We start from the raw sequence: 20,856 nt of genomic DNA on the forward strand, positions 1-20,856 counted from the left end.
GGTCAAACTTAAGGATTAGGTTTTGCTACAATTAGAGTTTTTTCCCAGGACGGAGCTAAAATCTCTTTCGGACTTCCAACGTCTGGAGGGAACTCAATTGTCGTTGAGTGACCGAAAACTTCTCGCTCACCATCCAGAATTCTATCAGACCCCAAAGGCCAATGATGTTATCCGCCGCCAGCATGCCAATATGGTGGATCGTATTCTTGGGTTTCGTTTAAAGTATATTGAAGAAATGATGATCGCTGAGGCCCGTGGTTTTGAGCCTGATGGTTCTCACGAAACCTGGGGACCGGCCCTTCACTCTGGAGTTCAGACATGGGTGGGACTGGATCTTCAGACACTTCAAACACCTTACTCTGAATGCCTGCGCATTCTTCAGCTTTTAAAAATTAAACCTTATCAGCACATCATTGATCTCGGAGCGGCCTATGGACGCATGGGGATTGTGATTGGTGGCCTGTATATCAAGAACTCATTCACTGGCTATGAGTACGTGAAGGCGAGAGTAGATGAAGGAAATCGCATCTACAAAGAGCTTGGTTTTAATCGTTCTCAGCTTATTGCCCAGGATCTTTTTGATAAATCATTCGAACTTCCGATGGCCGACGTTTACTTCATTTATGACTACGGCCAGGTTGAACATATTGATCATACTCTTAAGCAAATTGAGGCCGTCGCCCACAAGCGACCGGTGAAAGTTGTCGTAAGAGGAAAATTCACGAAGCGAATCATTGCCGACCGTCACCCGTGGCTAGACCTTCAGTATGAAGGGAAACTAGAAGAGCTCTTTTCGATTTATTCTGCTTTTATCGTCTGACAACGCCAGGCCTCAGAACCAGTGTACTTTTGCTTTACATCTGTGAGGTAGATACAGCGTTTTTGAACCTTGTGATTAACAGCCACGAGGAGAAGACTCTTGGTGAATTTCTTGTCAGTTGCGTTCCAGCCGGCAGCAGTTAAGAAATCAGCTTCATCCTGAAAGAAACGTTTCCACGGAAAATTGACGAACGTATCTTGAGGAAGGACCTCGAAGCCGCGGCTTGAGTAGCCCACCCATTTAGGAAATTCTCTTTCCTGGTAAATATAATCTTCATTCTCGATCTTTACCTGGCCCATGTCTTTATCAAGAGACTCCGTCCAGGTACGAATGGCGAATCCATCAACTCTGCGAACGGCCTTATCTGTCACATAGTCTGTTTCGAGGAAACTCTTTGGGGCCAAAGTTGAGTCCAAAAATTGAATAGTGAGTTTCTCTTTAAAAGGACGGTTCTCTTTTAAAAGAAGAACAGCAATGTTGTTTTGATCAATCTGATAACAAAGGGTCTTAGTGCAAAGAGACCCTGTTCCCGGAAAAAACTTGAAGCTATCCGAGCGGAGCTCGTTCAACGTAAATAGCTTTGGCCTATCTTTCAGGCGATAAAAGAAGTATTCCCCGAAACCTCTTTCATTCGGTTCAGTATACTTACTATAACCACGAAGCATGAGTTCAAGGCGTTTTCCATTGTGGTAAATGAACGTGTTATCACGAGGGAAGGTCTTCTCGAATGTATTAAGCGCTTCTGTTGCGGCAAGGGCCGACATGGCAGCAAAGATGAGGGGCAAAAGAATCATAGATTTATTTTAAAGGAAGAAGGGCCTAAAAGAAAAGGGCCCAGCTTAAGAGACTATAGAATCTACAGGTTTGTGATCTTGATGACCGAGAGGTCGCCCCTCACCGACGACATGAATAGTTTGCATCGGGGAGGCAAACTCAATTCCTGCCTGACTAAAGGCCTGAAGAATTTCCAGGAAAATCTCTTGCTGAATGTCCATGTAAAGGTTGTGGTCCTCACTAAGCACCCAAAAAACCGTTTCAATATCAAAGGAGGTGGGACAAATTCTCATAAAGTGACATCGCTCAAAACGAGTTCGGTTCTTAGTGTGAATGATTGAGGTGATGATGCTTACGGCCTCTTTTAAGCGATCAACGCTTAAGTCATGCACGAGATTAAGAAAGAACACGACCCTTCGTTCATGCATGCGCTTATAGTTTCGGATTCGAGTCGCGAGCAAATCAGAGTTCGAAATAATAATTTGTTCACCGGAAAGTGAGCGAATACGAGTGGTTTTGAGACCGATCTTTTCCACTTCTCCCATGTACTGATCAAGAACGACAAAATCTCCTACGACGAAGGGCTTATCCAGAACAATGGAAAGTGAAGAGAAAAGATCCCCTAGAATCTTTTGGAGCGCCAACGCCACGGCGATACCCCCGACCCCAAGACCCGCGATGATTGTGGTGACTCGGATGCCTAGATTACTAAGAGTAAAAAGAAAGAGAGTGGTAAAAAGAATAAAGCGAGAAAAAAGACGAATTAAACTGACGGAACTCGCGGCCGCGGGATTGGTCCTGGTTCTGCGATAAATAGCGTAGGCAAGCCACTTATCAAGAAGGTGATACGACCAGATTGCCACCTGCCACATGAGAATAATAAAAAAGGCACGGTCCCCATAATGCGTCCATTTTTTGGAATGAGGAAGGGCCATGAAGCCAATATAGATAGCAAGACCGGCCATAAAGATATAAGTGGTTTTCTCCATGGTAAAAACCACGATGTCGTCCCACTTATTGTCTGGTTTTCCGATGAATCGGCCAATCTTAGTTGATAACAGGACCTTGATTCCTAAAACGAGGAAAAAGGAAAGGAGACTGATCCCAATGGCCAGGAGATAGGGATTTGGGAGAAGATTCCTCATTTAGTTCCCCACACTATCGAGGAAGTTCAGGAGGAAGAGGTTGACGCTATTTTGTTCTTTAATAAAGTAATGGGCCTGGGTCTTTTCTTGTCCGACCTTGATACAAAACGGGGAAATGTCTTTTCTCTCTTGAATGACATGAAACATGTCTTCATCAGTTGAGTCATCTCCGATCGCGACCACCACATCGGGTTTTATATCTTGGTTTTGAATCCATTGTTGAACGAAAAAACCTTTGTTGGCATGAATAGATTTAACTTCAATGACCTTTTTCCCGCGAATGACTTGAACCGGTTGATTCGTCAGAGATGCTTCAAGTTCAAAGAAAAGTTTGTTCGCGAGAAAATCCGCAAATTCTCGAGGAGAATTGCGATAATGCCAGGTCATTCCATGGCCCTTGTCTTCAATAAAACTTCCTGGAGTCCTTTGAGTATAGAGTTCTAAAATATCTTTGACTGAATCTTTCCATCTTGTCGTATCGCCAGGGATTTGATTGTGCCAGGTCTCATCTTTTGGAGAGTAAGAGTAGGCACCATGACAAGCGGCCAGAGGAAACTTGAAATCATTATCAATAAATTGTTCTTCCAGAAACTCTTTGTCTCTGCCACTTACCACCACAAACTCGCAGTTCTTCTTCTCGGAGATCATCTGAAGGAGTTCAATCGTTTTGCTATTGAGTTTAACGTCTTTGGGATAAGAGGAGATAGGAGCAAGGGTCCCATCCAGATCGCAGAAGAAGAGAATCTTTTTACCTTCCAGATCTTTCATCCATTCAAATTTTCCATCGGAAGGGAGAGTCAAGGTACTGTCTGGAACTTCCTGTTCTCTCACGAGATCTCGCAAAAAGACCTTTGCCCAGTCAGATGAATTATAGTGAATCAGGAAGTCCTTCATGGCCCCAATTTCACCTTTCCGTTTAACCAAAGGATGATGAAGGGCCTCGCGCAGTTTTACCACGGTGTCCTGGATGTTCCAGGGATTAATGGAGACGGCGTAGCTCAGAGTTGAATGAGCTCCTGCAAACTCACTTAATAAAACCACTCCTGGGTCTTCTTCGGTTTGAGACATGATGTATTCAAGACTCACAAGATTCATCCCATCTCTTCGGCTTCCGATATGGAGAACTTCGCTTAGCTGATAGAGGGCCGACAGTTCCATTTCTGAAACTGAATGATAGAGATAGTGAATGGGTGTATAGGCCGGAGTTCCGTACTGCCCATTAATGCTCGAAACTAATTGTTCGATTTGATCTTTTAATTCTTTGTACTCCGGAACTTCAGTTCGTGAAGGAATGACGATTTGAACCAGTTGAACTTTTTCTCGCTCTTCCGGGAAACGTTTTAGAAATGCCTTGAAGGTCTGAAGCTTGAGCAAGAGGCCTTTGATGTAATCCAGTCGATCCACTCCCAGAATCCATTTTTTGTCTCGTTTATTTTCCTGATATTTTTTGATGAACTCCTGGGTCTCCGGTTGATGGCGTAAATCCAGAAAATGTTGTGAATCAATCGAAATAGGGTACACGCCCCACATGCGATCATTGGAGGGAATTTCTCCTAAAACTCGTTGGACTGAACTTCGAAAATGATTGAGGTAAGAGAGATCATGAAATCCCACCAGATCACAGCGAATAAGAGAACTGATAATTTCACGGCGTTGAGGAAGTTCTCGGAAAATCTCTGAGCTTGGGAAAGGAATATGTAAAAAGAATCCAAGTTTTAAGTTGGGCCTTTTATCTTTAACAAGTCCCGGCACCAAAAATAATTGAAAGTCATGGACCCAAATCGTGTCATCATCACGGGCCTCTTGAATGATGGCCTCTGCCACCATTTGATTGACCTCTTTATAGGCCTCCCATCCGTCTTCGGAATTGTGAACCATTGAGCGTTCATAGTGAAGAAGTGGCCACAACACGTTATTGCTGTATTCATTGTAATAGAGATCATATTTTTTTTTGGGCACAACGATAGGATGACTCGGAAGGTTTCCGACAGGTGTCGTACGAAGTGAATTAATTTTCTCCGGATCGACATCATCAGTTATGATTCCCATCCATTCAAATTCAAAACCAACCTTCGATGAATCAAGACCTTTAATGGCAGACACTAATCCACCAGAGCTTGGTGTAAAGATATTAAGAGTCGAGTTAAATGCAACGGGTAAGCGATTACTGACGAGAAGGCATCGTGACATTGGAACCTCCGACATTGAATCAGCACGGATAATAATCTAAAATCCTACCATGAAGAAGGCACATCGCTATAACTTAGGGATCACCGGAAACTGTCATTACATCGCTTACATAAGAGATGATAGTGAGGTTCAGTGGATGTGCTGGCCCTACATGGATTCGAGTTTTATTTTCGGCTCTCTTATTGACGAAGAGAAAGGTGGGACATTTAAAGTTGTTCCCTGTAAGCCCTTCAGAACCAAACAACAATACGTTGAGAATTCCGCCAGCATCATTACTTCGTTCTATTGTGAAGACGGAGATTTTGAAGTGGTGGATTTCGCCCCTCGATTTGGCATTCATGATCGTTATCACAAACCTCTTCAGTTTTTTAGGAAGATCAGGCGACTTCGCGGGCAACCAAGAATCAAATTGATTTGTGATCCTCGTGGCTATTATGGTGAACAGAAACCCGAAATATCCGTGGGATCAAATCACATTAATTATAAAGGGCTTCATTATCCGGTTCGTCTCACCACCAATGCGGCGAAGTCTTATATAATTGAACAAAGAGAATTCACTCTGACAGAAGATCTTTATATGGTCCTGTCTGGTGGAGATCCTTTTGAGGCCCCTTTAAAAGAAACCTTTGAGGAATTCTATTATAAGACCAATCGCTATTGGCGGGGTTGGGTGAAGGACACTTTCATTCCCAATATCTTTCAAAAAGAAATGATCCGTTCTGCGATCACGATCAAGCTTCATCAGTTTGAAGATACGGGAGCTATCATTGCTTCGGGAACGACATCTCTTCCTGAATACCCCGGCTCAGGAAGAAACTGGGACTATCGCTACTGCTGGTTACGAGATTCCTATTTTAGTCTTGCGGCCATGAATAGTTTGGGTCACTTCGAGGAAGCGGAAAGATATCTTCATTTCATTCACAATATTCTTTATGACATTTGTAATCTTCAACCGGTTTATCGGATTAATGGAGAATCGGACATAACGGAACGTGAACTTCCTCTTCAAGGTTACGATGGAAACGGCCCGGTGAGAGTTGGGAATGCGGCCTACTATCAGAAGCAGTATGACTCTTTCGGACAGGTTATCTTAAGTCTTCTGCCACTTTATATGGATGAACGTATTATTCATCGAGAACAAATGCTCTCTCTTGATACAATTCGTAATCTTCTTCAAGAAATTGAACGACGAATGGATGAGCCGGATGCGGGTATTTGGGAATTCAGAGGAAAACAACAGAAACACTTAGAGACCTATGTCTTTCACTGGGCCGGTGCGAAGGCCGGACTTAAAATCGCCCATCATTATGGTGATCAGCAGTTGGCCGATCTTGCGGTGAAGATCCTTGAACTTTCTGAGAAAAATATTGAGCGTTGTTATTCGAAAGAATATGAGTGCTACATGTCTGATCAGACGGTCTCTTACTTTGATGCCAGTGCATTTCTTCTGATCATTTTTAATTATCTTGATCCTCGAGACCCTAAGACGCTAAAACACTTCGTGCGGTTAGAGCAGGAACTTCTCACGCCTGAAGGAATGATTTATCGTTACCGCGCTCATGATGACTTTGGAGACACTCACGCGACCTTCCTCATTTGTACCTACTGGTACATTGAATCTTTATTGGTGCTCAATCGCTTGGACGAGGCGGAGAAGAGTCTGCAGAATATTATTATTCACTCCAACCACTTAGGACTTTTAAGTGAGGATCTAAGTTCAGATGATGGGGGCCAATGGGGGAACTTTCCACAGACTTACAGCCACGTGGGCCTCATTAATACAGTCACTCGCCTTGCTCGTAAGCGAGACAAGCTTATTTTTGAGTAGTTTTTATATCACATCTTTTAAAGAGGATGCCCTTCCTTTAAATAGGGAGCATGAAAACCTTGCTCCTCTCTCTACTTATCTTAAGTGCCAATGCTTTTGCCTTGGAAGGTCTAACGATCCCGAACTCATTTCAGGTTGATCGTCATGGCCACGTTTTTCGTGGGAAGGAACCAAAATCGGCAGTTGAAGAACTGGCCCACTTTGGGATTTCGGACGTCATCATTTATAAGAATGAAGTAAAAGGCGAAGTTCAAAAAGAGATCCTGGCCCTGAACAATCTTAGAATCAATGCTCATCATATTCCTTTCCGGTGGAAAGAATATGAGTCCATGGAACTTGCTTGTGAGCAGACTGTGACAGCGTTGAATCTTATTCACAGAATTAAATCACGCGGCGGAAGGGTCTTCTTTCACTGTACCGCCGGTGAAGACCGAACTGGAATGCTGGCAGGACTTTACCTTATGCTGGAAGAGCGCATTCCCGGAAAAGTCGCGTTTCAACATGAGATGTGTGCTCGCGGATACTCAGATGGTAATGGTCGCAAACCACTACTTGTTACCAGTGCCATTCAAAAAGAACTGACTCCGTTGTTCATTACCCTTGCCCAAAAAATTGAAAATAGAGAATGGAAATTAGGACACATTCCGAAGCGAAGCTGTCAGGGGCTTGTTGTTTATCCCACTAAACTTCAGTGTCGAAACAAATAGCACCTTATTGAACTTTGATCTCTCCATATAGCACTTCTCCGTTTTACATATGCCCTTTTCAAAAGGAAGCATATGCAATTAAAGCTCAACATTTATCGTGGTTCTCATGGTGGAAGACGTCCCGGATCAGGGCGAAAGCGTCTTCATTCAAGAGGTGTTGCCCATCGCGAACGTGAAAAAGTAATTTCCCGAACTCCACTTCATATCAATTTCAAATTTCGGACTTACATCAGGAATAAGGATGCGCTTCAAATCTTGAAAAGGGCAATTCTCAATTCGAGAAGGCAGGGGCTAAGAATTTTGCACTTTTCAATGCAATCCAATCATATTCATCTCATTGTTGAAGCGGCAAACAATGAAATACTCACATCAGGAATGAGGTCATTAACAGTGACTTTCTCCAAAGGTTTAAGTAAGGGAAGAATTCAAGTTGAGAGGTATCACCTTCATGTGCTTAAGACGATTCAAGCAACCAAAAATGCTATTCAGTATGTCCTCTTTAATCAGCAAAAACATGAAAAGGGCATATATTCAAAGGTTGATGAGTATTCTTCTATCTTATTGATGTCAGAAGGCTTAAGGCTCATCAAAAATTTTTGTCGATCAAAGAAAGTTGTCATAAAACTCTCTAAAGTTGAGCCGTGGAATCCAGACACGGGAACCAGTTATTTTGCTCGAAAAGCACTCTCTAGGTTATTGGAATTTCAGTAAAAAGAACCTTGGCCCATCTGTTTCTCTTAGAGTAAAATCGGCCCCATGAAAACGATTCTTTTTAAGGGTATAGCTATCTTCTTCATCCTATTAGTTGCGACTTCTATGATGGTGGATATTTTTAAAACTCCGTTCGGAACAGTCGACTTCTTCCAAAAGCACGGCGTGTTCTTTTTGATCTTTATTACCTTTTTCCCGCGACTAACACTTTTATTTTCATCAGTTGCTTTTGGTGGATTCTTTTGGTGGTTAGGTTTCTTCTTCTGTCCAAGAATTCTGGTGGCAAGTTTAGCGACAGTGGCTTACTTTCACACTAACCCGATCCTTGTAACGATCAGCTGGATCGTGGCCCTTGGTGGTGAAACATTAGAGAAGGCGGGCCTTGGTGGTGGCAGAAAACGTTTTGTTTTCCGTACCTACAACATGGGCAATATGGGCGGACCTAGAACTTATCAGGAAGAGCCACGTCCACACACGACCATCAATAATAAAGACGATGCCATTGAAGCTGAGTTTACGAAAAGGTCCTAATGGCGAAGAAAGTCCTGCGCTCTGATTTAGAACTTAACGGCATTGCTCCCAATCTTCTACTTAAAGATATTGAGGTGACAGCTCCTTTCCTTTTTAAAGGTGAGTTAAATCTTGAAGGGAAGAACCGCGCTTACCTCGCGAAGCTTGCTTTCTATAAAAAGAACCTAAACTCTCTTAAGTATATCAACCTCACTGAATACTTCTATGTTTGTATGGCCGCACACTGGACCACGGCCGGAACATTTGTTCCAACCAACGTGGACAACCAAATTCGTGAAGGTCTTTGGAAGCATAAAGAAATTCTCGGACATATTGATCGCATGGCCCGTATCACGATTGAATCGTGGAACTGGGACTACGAACAAGTAACAAATCGTAAGGCCTACAATCCTGGCAATGGCCAGGTGATGAGCACTCACGAAGGAACTTGGTTAAGTGTGGCGATTGGCGCTTATTGTGCTCTTGTAAAACACAAAAAGGCCGAACTCGCGGAAGAAGTGGCGAATGTGATTCTCGCGGAAATTGAAAAAGAAGAAAAACTTCTGATTGAGCTTCGTGAAAAACGCGATCACGTGAACTTTCTTCGTTCAACTGCACTGATGGCCCACAACTTTGGTGACCTTGATCGTGTAATTGATCAGTGGGAAATGCCGGAAGACGATCCGTTCAGAAAAAGAATTTACAAACTCGGACACATCCCGAATGAAAACTATTCACCGATTCTCGCATACGCGGGCCAAGTGAATAAACGCTTCCTATCAGTTGAAAATCACCGACACATGTCGATGAGGCAGGCCAAGTGTCTTAGACGCTCATACAAGTTCCTCATCCCAGTAGGTCCATTCATGGATACTTGGGGAGAGACACTAGGTGCTTCAAATCAACTCTCAATGGCCGAGAAAGGTGAAGTCGTTGCGGCCTTCTATGAAGGATTTAAACGTCAGGACCAGGCCTTTGGTTATGCTCGCGCTTTCAGAGGGATGATGAGTCAGCTTCCTCGTGGCATTGATTCTCTTGAAGCAGATCTTCCTTATGATCTGGTGGCAGAAATTAAAAAGTCTCGTTTCAATCAGATTGCGGAACTTCCTCGAGAAGAATTTGAAGCGGATTTTGGAAAAAATCTGGAAGAGTTTGTTTGTCCAATTACATCACTTAAGTTCTAAAAATGGGCCACAGGATGGTTGCGGCCCACTTAAATTAATTACTTTGAATTTCTTCTACTTTCTTTGCAGCATCTTGGGCCTCTTCTTGAGCTTCAAGAGAACCCGCTTGCCCCTTAGCACCTAAACCAGGATCTGCGGTATTTCCTTCTACTCGGAAATTTAGTCCGGTCAGATACTGATTTGATGTTCCGGCCGAAAAGGCGAGTGCAGACTTTTCGTAAGTGCTTTTCGCCTTGGAAACACTCATGTCACCGCGGATAACTTTGTCCGCAAGATTAAGTGCTAAGAAGTTCATTTCTTCCTTATCACTTCGTGCGGCCAATTCACCTTTGGTACGATCGACAAGTAATGAACCATCAAGTTGTGAAATTTCATCAAGTTTGTCTCGAGGAACTCGATAGTCCACTGTTTGAACAAGCACGTCCGAGTGTTCATAAGGAAAGTGATGCTTCCACTCTTCCTTGTAAACCACGGTGCGCTTAAAAGGGGCCGTATTGTACCAGATGAGCTGATCTGCTGAGACAATACTAGGTAGCCCGTATTTATTGATCATACTGTTAGTGGCGGATTTAGAGGCCAAGGGCCAATCCTTTATTACTGCCGCGACACTCTCATTGGTCACTTTCGTCGTGTAACCTGAGCTGGTGATTTCTTTCCCTTGAGGCTTCTGGTGACTGCATGACGTTACTATCAATAACGATGCGGCCATGAAGGGAATAACGAGTTTTTTCATATGACCTCCTGGTTCAAAGTTAGACTCCTTATTTAGAAGCAAGTGGAAGGCCACAAATTATGGCAGTTATTGAATGCTTCACATCTGGCCGTGGGAAATTTGGTGCATATAATAGAGGATGGGTAGTGTATTAAGCGTTAAGGGAAAAACATGAGTCACACATTTGCTATTTGTAAGAACTGCCATGCGGCCAATCGTATTCAAACCGACAAGGCAAAGGACGCAGTTTGCGGAAAATGTAAAACTCCCATTCCTTTTCATGGCCTCGTGATGGATGTGACAACGGATGAGTTTCAAAAACTCCTTCGTGTAAGTGATAAGCCAGTGATCGCTGATTTTTGGGCCAGCTGGTGTGGGCCTTGTCAGATGTATGGGCCTGAATTTGAGAAGGCCTCACTTTCAAATACAGATGCGGTCTTTGTGAAAATCAATACCGAAGCGGAGGTGGGACTTTCCGGTTCCCTTGGTATTCGAGGCATCCCTTGCACCATCATTTTTAAAGATGGGAAGGAAATCAAAAGACAAGCTGGAGCTATGAACGCTTCCGGGGTCCAAAGCCTGTTACATTCTATATAGGCGTGTATTTCTTACTCGATCAAATACTAAAGATTTCTTAACAAGATTGCTCCGGGTCCAATATTTTGTTACTTACCCGGTTCATGTACGTAGATAAAAATCGGTTCAAACTTTCCTGGGAACGCAAGATCGCACTAAATGTGATGATCGCCATTTTGCATGTCCTTTCAGGAAAGATTGGGTTGTTATTATCCACTCATAACTCTGAGATTTCATCGCTTTGGCCGCCCAGCGGACTTGCTCTGGCGGCAGTGTTGACCTTTGGCACTTATCAAGTTTTACCGGGTCTCCTGACTGGTATTCTGATCACTTCTTTTCAGAACTTTTCAGCTCCTATAACGGTCATCGGTGTTTCGGCCTCATGTCTGTCTGAAACATTAATTGCGACCTTGCTCCTTCACTCAATCGGAAAAGGAAAGTTTCGATTTAAAGACCCAAAAGATATTTTTCAATTTATTTGTATCGCGGTTTTCCTGGCCCCATTCGTTTCGAGTACGATGAGCACCACATTCATGTTTATGGGGGGAGTGTTTGGTACAAAACAAGTTCCTTTTATGTGGTTCAACCTGTTCGTTGGAAACTCTCTGGGAATTTTGATTTTTACGCCGTTCCTTCTGACCTTCGTTACTCGAAGAGAAAGAAAGACCAATTACCTTGAGGCCCTCATTTTATATGTCAGCTTAGGTTTTATTTGTTACTGGGCCTTCGAAGGACAAGAAACAAAACGCTTTCTTGTGGTTCCTCTTGCTTGTTGGGCCGCTCTTCGATTTGGCTTCCGAGGTGTGGGATTAACCACCATCACGATGGGTTTCATGGTGGTTTGGCGTTCTACTCATTGGGTGACAACTCCGGATGCTCCAGGAATTGATCTCTTCTGGATTCAATGTCTGACTTTTGGGACGGCCATTGGTGGTTATTTCATGGCCACAGTGGTTGAGGCACAGGAGATGGCCCAGGAAAAAGAGCTTGAGTACTTCATCAGTCTTGAGCATAAGAAAGTGGCGGAAGAGGCCCTGGCGATTCTCGATCAGGCGATTCAAAAATCCCCAATCGGTTTTGCTCTTATCGATAAACAATATCGTTATATCAGAGTCAACGCGGCCTTCGCACAAATCAACGGTCAGCCCGCTGACTGGCATTTAGGACGTACCCTGCGTGAGATGATTCCCTATATCTCTGATGTGGTGGAAGTGATGGTGAACAGGGTCTTTGAGACCGGCCAGTCTCTCATGAACATTCCTTATCAAGGTAATGGCAACAATACAGGAAAAAATCTCTCGGGACTTGTCAGTTACTATCCGGTGAAACATCCGATCACAGAAGAAATTTTTGGTGTGGCCATTAGTTATCAGGATCTGACGGAGCATCATCGCACACAAGATCTATTAAAAGAAAATGAGGCACGTCTTGCTTTCGCTCAAGAAGCCGGTCGGATTGGCGCTTTTGAATGGGACATGACGACGAATAAAATTCTTTGGACCTCAGAACTCGAGTGTATCTATGGATTGAACTCAGGGGAGTTCGGTGGGACATTTGAATCGTGGATGGAGCGTATTCATGCTGAAGATGTTCAGAACTTTCATGAGAACATTGTTCGTGTTCTCATTGGTGAAAGTGAGCTTAATCTTCAATTCAGAATTGTGACAAAGCTCCATGATGTTCGTTGGCTTCTGGCCCGTGGCCGTATGATGAGAGACAGCCAGGGCAGAGGGGTGAAGTTCATTGGTATTAATATTGATATCACCGATCAAAAGATGACGGAGCAGAAGCTTCGTGTGACCGAGGCAAATCTTCTTCATGCACTTTCTGTGCGTGATGAATTTATGGCCATCGCCTCCCATGAATTAAAAACACCGCTTACTTCTTTAAAACTTCAAATTGAGTTGTATCAGCGCGGAGTTCTTAAAGGAGATCTTTCTATTTATTCTCCGGAAAAGATCAATCTTCTCCTGCAAAGAAACTCACGTCAGATTGATCGCCTGACTCGTCTGGTAGATGACATGTTGGATATTTCACGTATCAGAACCGGTAAGCTCACGCTTAAAAAAGAGGACTGTGATTTAAGTGAAATGCTGAAAGATATTCTTAATCGCACTAAAGAGCAGTTCAGAGTCTCTGGTTCAGGTGAGCCAATTGTTGAGAATGTTTCTGAGGCCCGAGGTGAGTGGGATCCTCTTCGGATTGATCAGGTGCTGACCAATATTATTACCAATGCCATTCGCTACGGCCAAGGTAAGCCCATTACCATCAAGGTCAAGAACTATGAGGAGAGCGTTCGTATCTCGGTCAAGGACCAGGGTCTTGGTATCGCAAAGTCTGATCAGGAAAAAATCTTCCAACGTTATGAGCGAGGTCTTATTGCTCGTGAAGTGAGTGGTCTTGGTCTGGGTCTCTTTATTTGTCAGCAAATCGTTGAAGCTCACGGTGGAAGTATTTGGGTTGAAAGTGAAGTGAATCAAGGTGCCACTTTCTTTGTGGATTTACCTCGAGTCTGTCATTCAACTATCTTTATGCCATACCTTCAGCACGATCTTATCCCATCAGAAAATTAGTCAGTGGGATCACCAGCATTCCACCCAAAAAGTCCTTCGCTTTTAAATGTTTTCCCAAACTAATTGATTCATGCACTTCTAATAGTACGGACATCATCATCGCTCCACCGGCCAGGGCAAGTAAAAACGGAAGAAGAGTCACAGTATCTTGCAAAAGAAATCCAGCAAACACGGCCCCACTCATTTCAATCAATCCGGAAATGATTCCACCCAGAACTGACCAAAAGAGGGATAGGCCTAGACCTTGTAGCAACATCGTTAAGAGAAGACCTTCTGCTACGTTTTGAATTGAGATCGCCATTTGCAGGGGAATGGCCTCATTGAGATTCATTCCTGCTAAAGACGCTCCGGCACCCATGCCTTCTGGAAGATTATGAAAGATCAAGGCCGCGACCAGAAGAGTCTTGTAGGAATTATATTTTTCATCACGATTGAAATAAGAAATCAGTTTATGAGTGAAAAGAATAAAAAGTCCTCCGGACACTAGACCCGAGAAGATGAGTTTTAAATGATGACCTTTCATCAGTTCTGGACCCACCAGGGAAAAGGCAACGGCCGAAAGCATGACACCTAAAGCGAAGTCCATACTCATGTGGTACTTCCGAAGCGTCTCAAACTTTGAAAATAGGGGAGCAAGGAGTGAACCCACGCTGGTGCTGACAGCTGATACAATCCCTCCAATAAATGCCAAAAGTAAAATGCTCATACACTTCTCCTGTGATTATTATCGAGGAAAGTGAGTTTTAGCTCCAATCACTAGTATTGATAGTTCGATAGAGGGAGGCTATAGTGGCCTTATGCCTAAATTTGATAATACTTTCAGAAACTTACCTGCTTTCCTTTATGAAGACGTTCGTCCGACTCCGATCTCTCATCCAAAACTTATGCATGTTTCAAAGCTAGCAGAAGACTTGGATTTGGGGCTAACTAATGAAGAGCTCACGGCCTGGTTAAATGGAGAGAAAACACTTCCGGGTGAGCAACGCATTTCCACTCGCTATGCGGGCCACCAGTTTGGAGTGTGGGCCGGCCAATTAGGAGACGGAAGGGCCATCTCATTAGGCGAAATTCAAACACCTAACATTGGCCGACAAGAAATTCAAACCAAGGGATCAGGTCTCACTCCGTTTTCTAGACGGGGAGATGGTAAGGCCGTTATCCGGTCTTCGGTTCGTGAGTATCTATGTTCTGAGGCCATGAATGGACTTGGTATTCCTACCACCAGAGTTCTTGCGCTCATTACAGGTGATGATCCTGTCTACCGCGAAACGGTTGAGCGCTCGGCGATTGTCGCTCGCGTGTTTCCATCGAACATTCGTTTTGGCCACTTTGAGATGTGCTTTCATTTTGAAAAAGACGAAGAACTTAAAGCTCTTATTGACTACACACGCACGACTTTTTATCCAGGTCACTCGGTTGAGGAGATGCTGAAAGAAATTATTACTCGAACCGCGAAACTCATGGCCCATTGGCAAAATGTGGGCTTCTGTCATGGCGTGATGAATACCGACAACATGTCGATCCTGGGACTCACGATTGACTACGGTCCTTTTGGATTCCTGGAGGACACGATTCTAAATTATATCTGTAATCACTCTGATCATTATGGGCGTTATGCTTATAATCAACAGCCATCTATTGGAATGTGGAACCTTGAGCGCCTTTTAGTGTGCTTCTTAAAAGAAGTGCCGAAAGAAAAGCTTCAAGAGCTTTTAAATGAATATCCGATGATTTTTGAGATGGAGTATCAACGTCTTTCTCGTGAGAAGTTGGGACTTTATAAAGAAGAAGAGAAGGACTTTGAACTCTTCATCGAACTTCTCAATACTCTAAATAAACTTTCAGTGGATTACACTTTTTTCTTCCGGACCCTTGCTGAAGGAAATCTTCAAAAGATCTGGGACTATTACGGCAATAGAGAAGAGTTGAAAGACTGGAACCAGCGCTATCAGGAAAGACTTTCTCGTGAAGAGTTCTCAAACGATGAGCGTACTCTGCGCATGAAGAAAACCAATCCCAAATACGTGCTAAAAAATTATATTGCCCAGGAAATTATTGAAGACGTGGAAGCAGGGAGTTCAAAGAAGCTAGAAGAGTGGTTAAACGTTCTCTATGCTCCATTCGATGAGCATCCGGAATTTGAGAGTTATGCTGGACCGACTCCACCAAGTAAAAAGAACTTTGAGGTTTCTTGTTCGAGCTAGTTATTTGAGTTTTCTAAGTTCCTTCTTGAGTTCTTTAGTGTCTAGATCCATGGCGTGTTTTTCCGACCAGGTGGCCTTTGCCTTTAAACGATCAGTGATGATCGTGAGAACCTCAAGGCGCGCGGCCTCTTTATCATCGGCCTCAATGACATACCAAGGTGACTCAGTGGTGCTGGTTTCTAGCAGCATATCTTTTACGGCCTTGGAATAATCATTCCACTTTTTACGTGCCTGAATATCTGCCTCAGTGAGCTTCCAGTGCTTGTAAGGATCATTTAAACGTTCTTCAAAGCGCTTCAATTGCTCTTCTTTAGAAATGCGAAGGAAAATTTTTATCAATTCAATGCCATCGTCAGTGAGGGTCTTCTCAAAATTGTTAATCTCGTTATAGGCCTCTTTCCAACGCTTTTTAGGGATAAGTTCATCAACCCGTTCCACTAAAACTCTTCCATACCAACTGCGATCAAAGATCGCCATAATGCCTTTAGAAGGAAGATTGATCCAAAAACGATAGAGATAATGTTTTCCTTGTTCAACTTCATTTGGAGGCCCGATAGGATGGACGCGATAGCCGCGAGGATCGAGAGTCTCTGTCACTCGACGAATGCAGCCACCTTTTCCAGCGGCATCAAATCCTTCAAAGACAATGATGACTCTTTCTTTGTTGTGCCAGATACACTGCTGAATCCGCAGCATTTTGAGTTGTAATTTTTTAATAAGGTCTTTCGAATCAATTTTTACTTTCGACATCCATCAGCGCCTTTGCAAAATGGTTTCAAAAGAGCGAGATCTACTCGAGCATAAAGCAGCTCTTTCGGGATGGCCTCCATTATCTTTTGTGCAGTATAGGTAAGCATATGGTTTCTCAGTGTGGCACTGATCTTGAAGTTCAGCTACCAGGAGGTAGGCCATAACTGACAAGTTAAAACATATAATTAAAACTTATATAGATGTTAAAAATTATATAATTTCTTTTTATAATCAATTCGACGATAATGGTTTCAAGGAGAACGGTTATGAAAAGAAGAACATTTCTATTTGGGTCCCTTGGTATGAGTGCACTGGCCCTACCTATCTCTTCAAAAGTTATTCACAATAAAAAAGGAGTTCATATGATTGTACATGCATCAGAAACACGAGGTATTGCTAACCACGGTTGGCTTAACAGTAAACACACTTTCAGCTTCGCTGATTATTATAATCCACAACGTATGGGCTTCGGTGCTCTACGAGTTATTAATGATGACTCAGTAGACGCAGGTGCAGGTTTTGGACGTCACCCTCACCGTGACATGGAAATTATCTCGATTCCTCTTGAAGGCGCTCTTGCTCACCAGGACTCTGAAGGTAACTCGACTGTGATCCGTAAAGGTGAAGTTCAAATCATGTCGGCCGGTACAGGTATTTTCCACTCGGAGATGAATGCTTCTACAACTGATGCGGTTAAGTTCCTTCAGATTTGGGTCCTTCCGAAGAAGATGGGAATAAAACCTCGTTACGGCCAAAAGGCCTTCAGCGCTCAAGACAGAAAAAATAAAATTCAGAATGTGGTTTCGCCAGATGGCCGAGATGGTTCGGTAATTATTAACCAGGACGCATTCTTTGCTTTAACTGATATCGACGCTGGTAACAGTGTGACTTATGAAAGACAATTAGAAGGTAACGGTGTTTATATCTTCGTGCTAAGTGGCGAAGTGGAAATTGAAGGACAGACCTTCAAGGCCCGCGATGGAATTGGTCTTGCCCAATTCGAAGATGTGAAGATCAATGCTTCGAAAAATGCTGAGGTTCTATTAATGGAGGTACCAGCGTGATTACCGTAAACCAATATGGGAAAATGAGTGTTCAGCTTACTAATGGTGAGCACAGTATTATCTCCGATGTCTCTAAAGAAACAGGCGGAGAAGACGAAGGGCTTAATCCCCACGAGTTGGTGGAGGCGGCCCTCGGCGCCTGCACGACTCTCACTTTAGAGTTGTATGCCCGTAGAAAAAATTGGGACCTGACAAATATGGTGGTTAATATAAAAATTGTTAAAGAAACCAAAGAGAGTTCAGTAATTGAACGTTCGATTTCTTTCGGCGAACAAACGACCCCAGAGCAGCGCACCCGTTTATTAGAAATTGCAAATAAGTGCCCAATTCACAATTTATTGGAAAGTAACATTAAGGTAGAGACGTATGAAAAATGATATCAACTTGACCATTGAACCACGTGTAAAAGACATCGGAATACCGGTTCGAAGAATTCTACCTTGGGCGAAGAAAAGAATGGTGGGTCCTTTTATCTTCTTAGATGAAATGGGACCAGTGTTTTTGCATGCACCAAATGATCATATTGATGTCAGACCTCATCCGCATATTGGTCTTTCGACTCTGACTTATTTATTTGAAGGTTCTCTTTATCACCGCGATTCACTAGGAAGTGAACAAGAGATTCTGCCTGGGGAAGTGAACTGGATGACGGCCGGTAAAGGAATCGCTCACTCGGAGCGAGAAACTGCTTCGGCCCGTTCAAAGGACCGTTCTCTGCATGGTCTCCAATTTTGGGTGGCCCTTCCTAAGTCAGTTGAAGACATGGACCCAACTTTTTTCCATTATGATTCAAACCTCATTCCAAAGATTGAAACAGGCGCGGCCTTGATTGATGTGGTGGCCGGAACATACGCGGGCCAAACTTCGCCGCTCATTGCTCACAGTCCGATGATTTTTTTAATCGCTCGTGCGAACAAAGAAGGCATGCTTCACATTCCATCTAACGGCCATGAGCTTGCGATCTATGTGGTGAAGGGAACTGCGACGATTAACGGAGAGAAAACGTCGGAAAATAAAATGGTAGTGTTTAATACCGGTAGTGATCTGGCCATCGAACATTCGGCCGATGCCTTAATCGCAGTGATTGGTGGAGAACCGTTCCCTGAGGAACGTTACATTTATTGGAACTTTGTTTCGAGTAGCAAAGAGAAGATTGAGAAGGCGAAGAGAGCTTGGGAAGATGGAAGCTTTCCACAGGTCCCAGGAGATGCGGAAAAAATTCCTCTCCCGAAGGATTAGGAGTGTTTCAGTCTTATCGGCTAACTGAAGGAAATCTTAAGGCGGTCAGAATTATTTCAACCAGTTCTTTATTTCAACTTTAATTCATCCGATAATGCTTCCTCAAACAGGGAACATACACATGATCGATATTAACTTCGTAAATCCATTTTTAGCGGCGACTCTACACGTATTGAAGGTGCAGGCAAATATTGAGGCCACACCTGGAAAAGTTTATTTAAAGAAAGATAATCCCGCTACCTTGAGTGGTGACGTATCCGGAGTAATCGGTATCGTGTCGGAAACATTTAATGGCACAGTGGTCATCAGTTTCCCTGAAGAAACTTTCTTAAAAGTTATGTCGAGCATGTTGGGTGAAGAGTTCACTCAATTAACTCAAGACATTCTTGATGGTGCTGGTGAAATCACAAACATGATTTTTGGTCAGGCCAAGATTACTTTGAATGAAAGAGGATACGGTATCAAAATCGCGCTTCCTACGGTTGTTTCAGGTAAAGGTCACACTCTTCAAGGGACCACTAAGAACGGTCCAACAGTGGTGATCCCTTTCACTAGTACGGCCGGAAGTTTCTTCGTGGAAATTACATTATCTAATTAAAGTTCAGCATGATCTCTAAGCTGGGTGATTCCTTGTTGACGGGCACACCCGGCACAACAAAAAAACTGATCACCATTTTCTAGACCGTGGCCAATAATCTGAGTGCCACAACTATCACACACAGGCGCGAGCATGGCGATGGCACATTCGAAACTATCGAAAGTGTATTTTCTTTCGTTCATTAAAACATGGAAGGCTTTGTGGTAGGCATTTCCGCATTTATCACATCTCTCCATAGTGGTCTCCTTAGACCACTATAGAGTGCCTCGACCGAGGAGAAGATGAAAGTGACGAGTAATCAAGAGCGTTTAACTTTGAACAAAATTATCTGTTCATGATGTAAGACTCGGCAGTTGGGCCTTCATCCAAAGTCTGTTGTGATGCTGGAGTTCTCTGATCGTGATGAGACGCGCATGAGGCCAGCATAAGAAGAGAAATAAGAGCAATCATAACGAATTTCATGATTGAACCTCCGTTGTGACTATTATCTCACAATACAGAGCTCAATGACAGATGAGGTAAAAAGTGACTGTCTGACCTAAAGAATATGGTACTCGCCGCCCTTCTCGAGGGCCCTCTTATAGGCGGGGCGGGAATGAATTTTATTTAAGTACTCTTTTAATTTAGGTCGTCCTTCAAGACCGCCACGAGATTCTGCCGCTTCAACTGGAAAGCTCATTTGAATATCGGCCGCTGAGAACTCATGACCTGCAAACCAAGTGTTCTTTTGAAGTTCACCTTCCATGAAATCAAAGTGCAGTTTCAGCTGAGGATTAATGAACATTTTTCTGACCGTGCCTGTGATCTTCGAAGCGATGGGCCTAATGAAGAACGGGGCAGACTTATCAATCTTATTGAAGATGAGGGCCAATAAGAGAAGAGGCATGGCCGAACCTTCTGCATAGTGAAGCCAATAGGTATAACGAAGTTGTTCTTTCTCACTAGAGGGCCTCAAGCGATCGTGGCCGTACTTATTCACCAAATACTCAATGATCGCTCCGGACTCGGCCAGGACCAAATCTCCGTCAGTAATGACGGGAGACTTTCCCAAAGGATGAATGGCCTTTAATTCCGGTGGTGCTAGCATTGTCACTTTATCTCTTTGATAGCGCTTAATCTCATAGGGAAGACCAAGTTCCTCCAGAAGCCAGAGAATACGTTGAGAACGGGAGTTATTGAGATGGTGAAGTGTAATCATATTAATATGATGGGGTTTCGATGAGGTCTGGTCAAGCTTAAGGAATATTAAGAGAGATCCGATAAGTTTAACA

The 20,856-nt window shown here is 43.5% G+C and carries 22 protein-coding genes; 13 read left to right on the top strand and 9 right to left on the bottom strand.

Features of this window, described 5'->3' with window-relative positions; genetic code table 11:
- The first annotated feature begins 22 nt into the window (after nucleotides 1-22).
- Entirely contained in the window at nucleotides 23-820 is a 798-nt protein-coding gene (locus ACJVC5_RS10635) for a hypothetical protein (protein WP_408095488.1), read from the top strand.
- Here ACJVC5_RS10635 and ACJVC5_RS10640 read toward each other — a convergent pair.
- Genes ACJVC5_RS10640 through ACJVC5_RS10650 form a run of 3 tightly spaced genes read right to left on the bottom strand, consistent with a single transcriptional unit; the run spans nucleotide 799 to nucleotide 4,929 of the window.
- Nucleotides 799-1,614, bottom strand: coding sequence for a hypothetical protein (locus ACJVC5_RS10640; RefSeq protein WP_408095489.1), 816 nt, complete (start codon nucleotides 1,612-1,614; stop codon nucleotides 799-801). The two genes, ACJVC5_RS10635 and ACJVC5_RS10640, sit on opposite strands and share 22 nt — an antisense overlap.
- A gap of 45 nt (nucleotides 1,615-1,659) precedes the next feature.
- Nucleotides 1,660-2,739 carry a mechanosensitive ion channel family protein gene (locus ACJVC5_RS10645; RefSeq protein ID WP_408095490.1) on the bottom strand — a complete coding sequence of 360 codons (1,080 nt, stop codon included), beginning with the start codon at nucleotides 2,737-2,739 and terminating at the stop codon, nucleotides 1,660-1,662.
- On the bottom strand, nucleotides 2,740-4,929 hold the full coding sequence (locus ACJVC5_RS10650) for a bifunctional alpha,alpha-trehalose-phosphate synthase (UDP-forming)/trehalose-phosphatase (protein WP_408095491.1): 2,190 nt from the start codon (nucleotides 4,927-4,929) through the stop codon (nucleotides 2,740-2,742).
- 49 nt (nucleotides 4,930-4,978) lie between these two features.
- Between ACJVC5_RS10650 and ACJVC5_RS10655 the strand changes: the two genes are divergently transcribed.
- The 5 genes from ACJVC5_RS10655 (at nucleotide 4,979) to ACJVC5_RS10675 (ending at nucleotide 9,869) form a co-directional block, all read left to right on the top strand.
- Nucleotides 4,979-6,757 (top strand): glycoside hydrolase family 15 protein, encoded by a 1,779-nt coding sequence (locus ACJVC5_RS10655; protein WP_408095492.1) that lies wholly within the window; start codon nucleotides 4,979-4,981, stop codon nucleotides 6,755-6,757.
- A 50-nt stretch (nucleotides 6,758-6,807) separates the two neighbouring features.
- Nucleotides 6,808-7,464, top strand: coding sequence for a tyrosine-protein phosphatase (locus tag ACJVC5_RS10660; protein WP_408095493.1), 657 nt, complete (start codon nucleotides 6,808-6,810; stop codon nucleotides 7,462-7,464).
- Between the two features lie 72 nt (nucleotides 7,465-7,536).
- A complete protein-coding gene (locus tag ACJVC5_RS10665; protein ID WP_408095494.1) occupies nucleotides 7,537-8,175 on the top strand; it encodes a hypothetical protein in 639 nt (212 codons plus the stop codon).
- A gap of 45 nt (nucleotides 8,176-8,220) precedes the next feature.
- Nucleotides 8,221-8,706: a hypothetical protein gene (locus ACJVC5_RS10670; RefSeq protein WP_408095495.1), complete on the top strand. Its 486-nt coding sequence runs from the start codon at nucleotides 8,221-8,223 to the stop codon at nucleotides 8,704-8,706.
- On the top strand, nucleotides 8,706-9,869 hold the full coding sequence (locus ACJVC5_RS10675; protein ID WP_408095496.1) for a hypothetical protein: 1,164 nt from the start codon (nucleotides 8,706-8,708) through the stop codon (nucleotides 9,867-9,869). The genes ACJVC5_RS10670 and ACJVC5_RS10675 overlap by 1 nt, the downstream gene beginning before the upstream one ends.
- A gap of 34 nt (nucleotides 9,870-9,903) precedes the next feature.
- On the opposite strand, the gene ACJVC5_RS10680 is transcribed toward ACJVC5_RS10675, so the two are convergent.
- Nucleotides 9,904-10,602 carry a hypothetical protein gene (locus tag ACJVC5_RS10680; RefSeq protein WP_408095497.1) on the bottom strand — a complete coding sequence of 233 codons (699 nt, stop codon included), beginning with the start codon at nucleotides 10,600-10,602 and terminating at the stop codon, nucleotides 9,904-9,906.
- A gap of 150 nt (nucleotides 10,603-10,752) precedes the next feature.
- On the opposite strand from ACJVC5_RS10680, the gene ACJVC5_RS10685 reads away from it, so the two are divergent.
- Nucleotides 10,753-11,178, top strand: a complete 426-nt coding sequence (locus ACJVC5_RS10685; protein WP_408095498.1) for a thioredoxin domain-containing protein — start codon at nucleotides 10,753-10,755, stop codon at nucleotides 11,176-11,178.
- 83 nt (nucleotides 11,179-11,261) lie between these two features.
- On the top strand, nucleotides 11,262-13,730 hold the full coding sequence (locus ACJVC5_RS10690; RefSeq protein ID WP_408095499.1) for an ATP-binding protein: 2,469 nt from the start codon (nucleotides 11,262-11,264) through the stop codon (nucleotides 13,728-13,730).
- Here the strand turns inward: ACJVC5_RS10690 and ACJVC5_RS10695 are convergent.
- Nucleotides 13,711-14,436 carry a ZIP family metal transporter gene (locus ACJVC5_RS10695; RefSeq protein ID WP_408095500.1) on the bottom strand — a complete coding sequence of 242 codons (726 nt, stop codon included), beginning with the start codon at nucleotides 14,434-14,436 and terminating at the stop codon, nucleotides 13,711-13,713. The genes ACJVC5_RS10690 and ACJVC5_RS10695 overlap by 20 nt on opposite strands.
- A 91-nt stretch (nucleotides 14,437-14,527) precedes the next feature.
- Between ACJVC5_RS10695 and ACJVC5_RS10700 the strand changes: the two genes are divergently transcribed.
- A complete protein-coding gene (locus ACJVC5_RS10700; RefSeq protein WP_408095501.1) occupies nucleotides 14,528-15,934 on the top strand; it encodes a protein adenylyltransferase SelO in 1,407 nt (468 codons plus the stop codon).
- Here ACJVC5_RS10700 and ACJVC5_RS10705 read toward each other — a convergent pair whose 3' ends face one another.
- Complete coding sequence (locus ACJVC5_RS10705; RefSeq protein ID WP_408095502.1) at nucleotides 15,935-16,684, bottom strand: polyphosphate kinase 2 family protein; 750 nt, start codon at nucleotides 16,682-16,684, stop codon at nucleotides 15,935-15,937.
- A gap of 362 nt (nucleotides 16,685-17,046) precedes the next feature.
- On the opposite strand from ACJVC5_RS10705, the gene ACJVC5_RS10710 reads away from it, so the two are divergent.
- From ACJVC5_RS10710 to ACJVC5_RS10725, 4 genes are all read left to right on the top strand, one after another.
- The gene (locus tag ACJVC5_RS10710; RefSeq protein ID WP_408099234.1) at nucleotides 17,047-17,748 is read left to right on the top strand and encodes a pirin family protein; all 702 of its coding nucleotides are present in this window, start codon (nucleotides 17,047-17,049) and stop codon (nucleotides 17,746-17,748) included.
- Nucleotides 17,745-18,125, top strand: a complete 381-nt coding sequence (locus ACJVC5_RS10715; protein ID WP_408095503.1) for an OsmC family protein — start codon at nucleotides 17,745-17,747, stop codon at nucleotides 18,123-18,125. The genes ACJVC5_RS10710 and ACJVC5_RS10715 overlap by 4 nt, the downstream gene beginning before the upstream one ends.
- On the top strand, nucleotides 18,115-18,987 hold the full coding sequence (locus tag ACJVC5_RS10720; RefSeq protein ID WP_408095504.1) for a pirin family protein: 873 nt from the start codon (nucleotides 18,115-18,117) through the stop codon (nucleotides 18,985-18,987). The genes ACJVC5_RS10715 and ACJVC5_RS10720 overlap by 11 nt, the downstream gene beginning before the upstream one ends.
- A gap of 121 nt (nucleotides 18,988-19,108) precedes the next feature.
- Nucleotides 19,109-19,585 carry a chemotaxis protein CheX gene (locus ACJVC5_RS10725; protein ID WP_408095505.1) on the top strand — a complete coding sequence of 159 codons (477 nt, stop codon included), beginning with the start codon at nucleotides 19,109-19,111 and terminating at the stop codon, nucleotides 19,583-19,585.
- Here ACJVC5_RS10725 and ACJVC5_RS10730 read toward each other — a convergent pair.
- The 3 genes from ACJVC5_RS10730 to ACJVC5_RS10740 all read right to left on the bottom strand — a co-directional run bounded on the left by ACJVC5_RS10730 (nucleotide 19,582) and on the right by ACJVC5_RS10740 (nucleotide 20,783).
- On the bottom strand, nucleotides 19,582-19,767 hold the full coding sequence (locus ACJVC5_RS10730) for a hypothetical protein (protein WP_408095506.1): 186 nt from the start codon (nucleotides 19,765-19,767) through the stop codon (nucleotides 19,582-19,584). The two genes, ACJVC5_RS10725 and ACJVC5_RS10730, sit on opposite strands and share 4 nt — an antisense overlap.
- A gap of 142 nt (nucleotides 19,768-19,909) precedes the next feature.
- Nucleotides 19,910-20,047 (bottom strand): hypothetical protein, encoded by a 138-nt coding sequence (locus tag ACJVC5_RS10735; protein WP_408095507.1) that lies wholly within the window; start codon nucleotides 20,045-20,047, stop codon nucleotides 19,910-19,912.
- A 76-nt stretch (nucleotides 20,048-20,123) separates the two neighbouring features.
- Complete coding sequence (locus ACJVC5_RS10740) at nucleotides 20,124-20,783, bottom strand: glutathione S-transferase family protein (protein WP_408095508.1); 660 nt, start codon at nucleotides 20,781-20,783, stop codon at nucleotides 20,124-20,126.
- Between the last annotated feature and the right edge of the window lie 73 nt (nucleotides 20,784-20,856).

Origin of the sequence: Peredibacter sp. HCB2-198, from assembly GCF_045999315.1 — a bacterium.
In the GTDB taxonomy this organism is placed as follows: Bacteria; Bdellovibrionota; Bacteriovoracia; order Bacteriovoracales; family Bacteriovoracaceae; genus Peredibacter.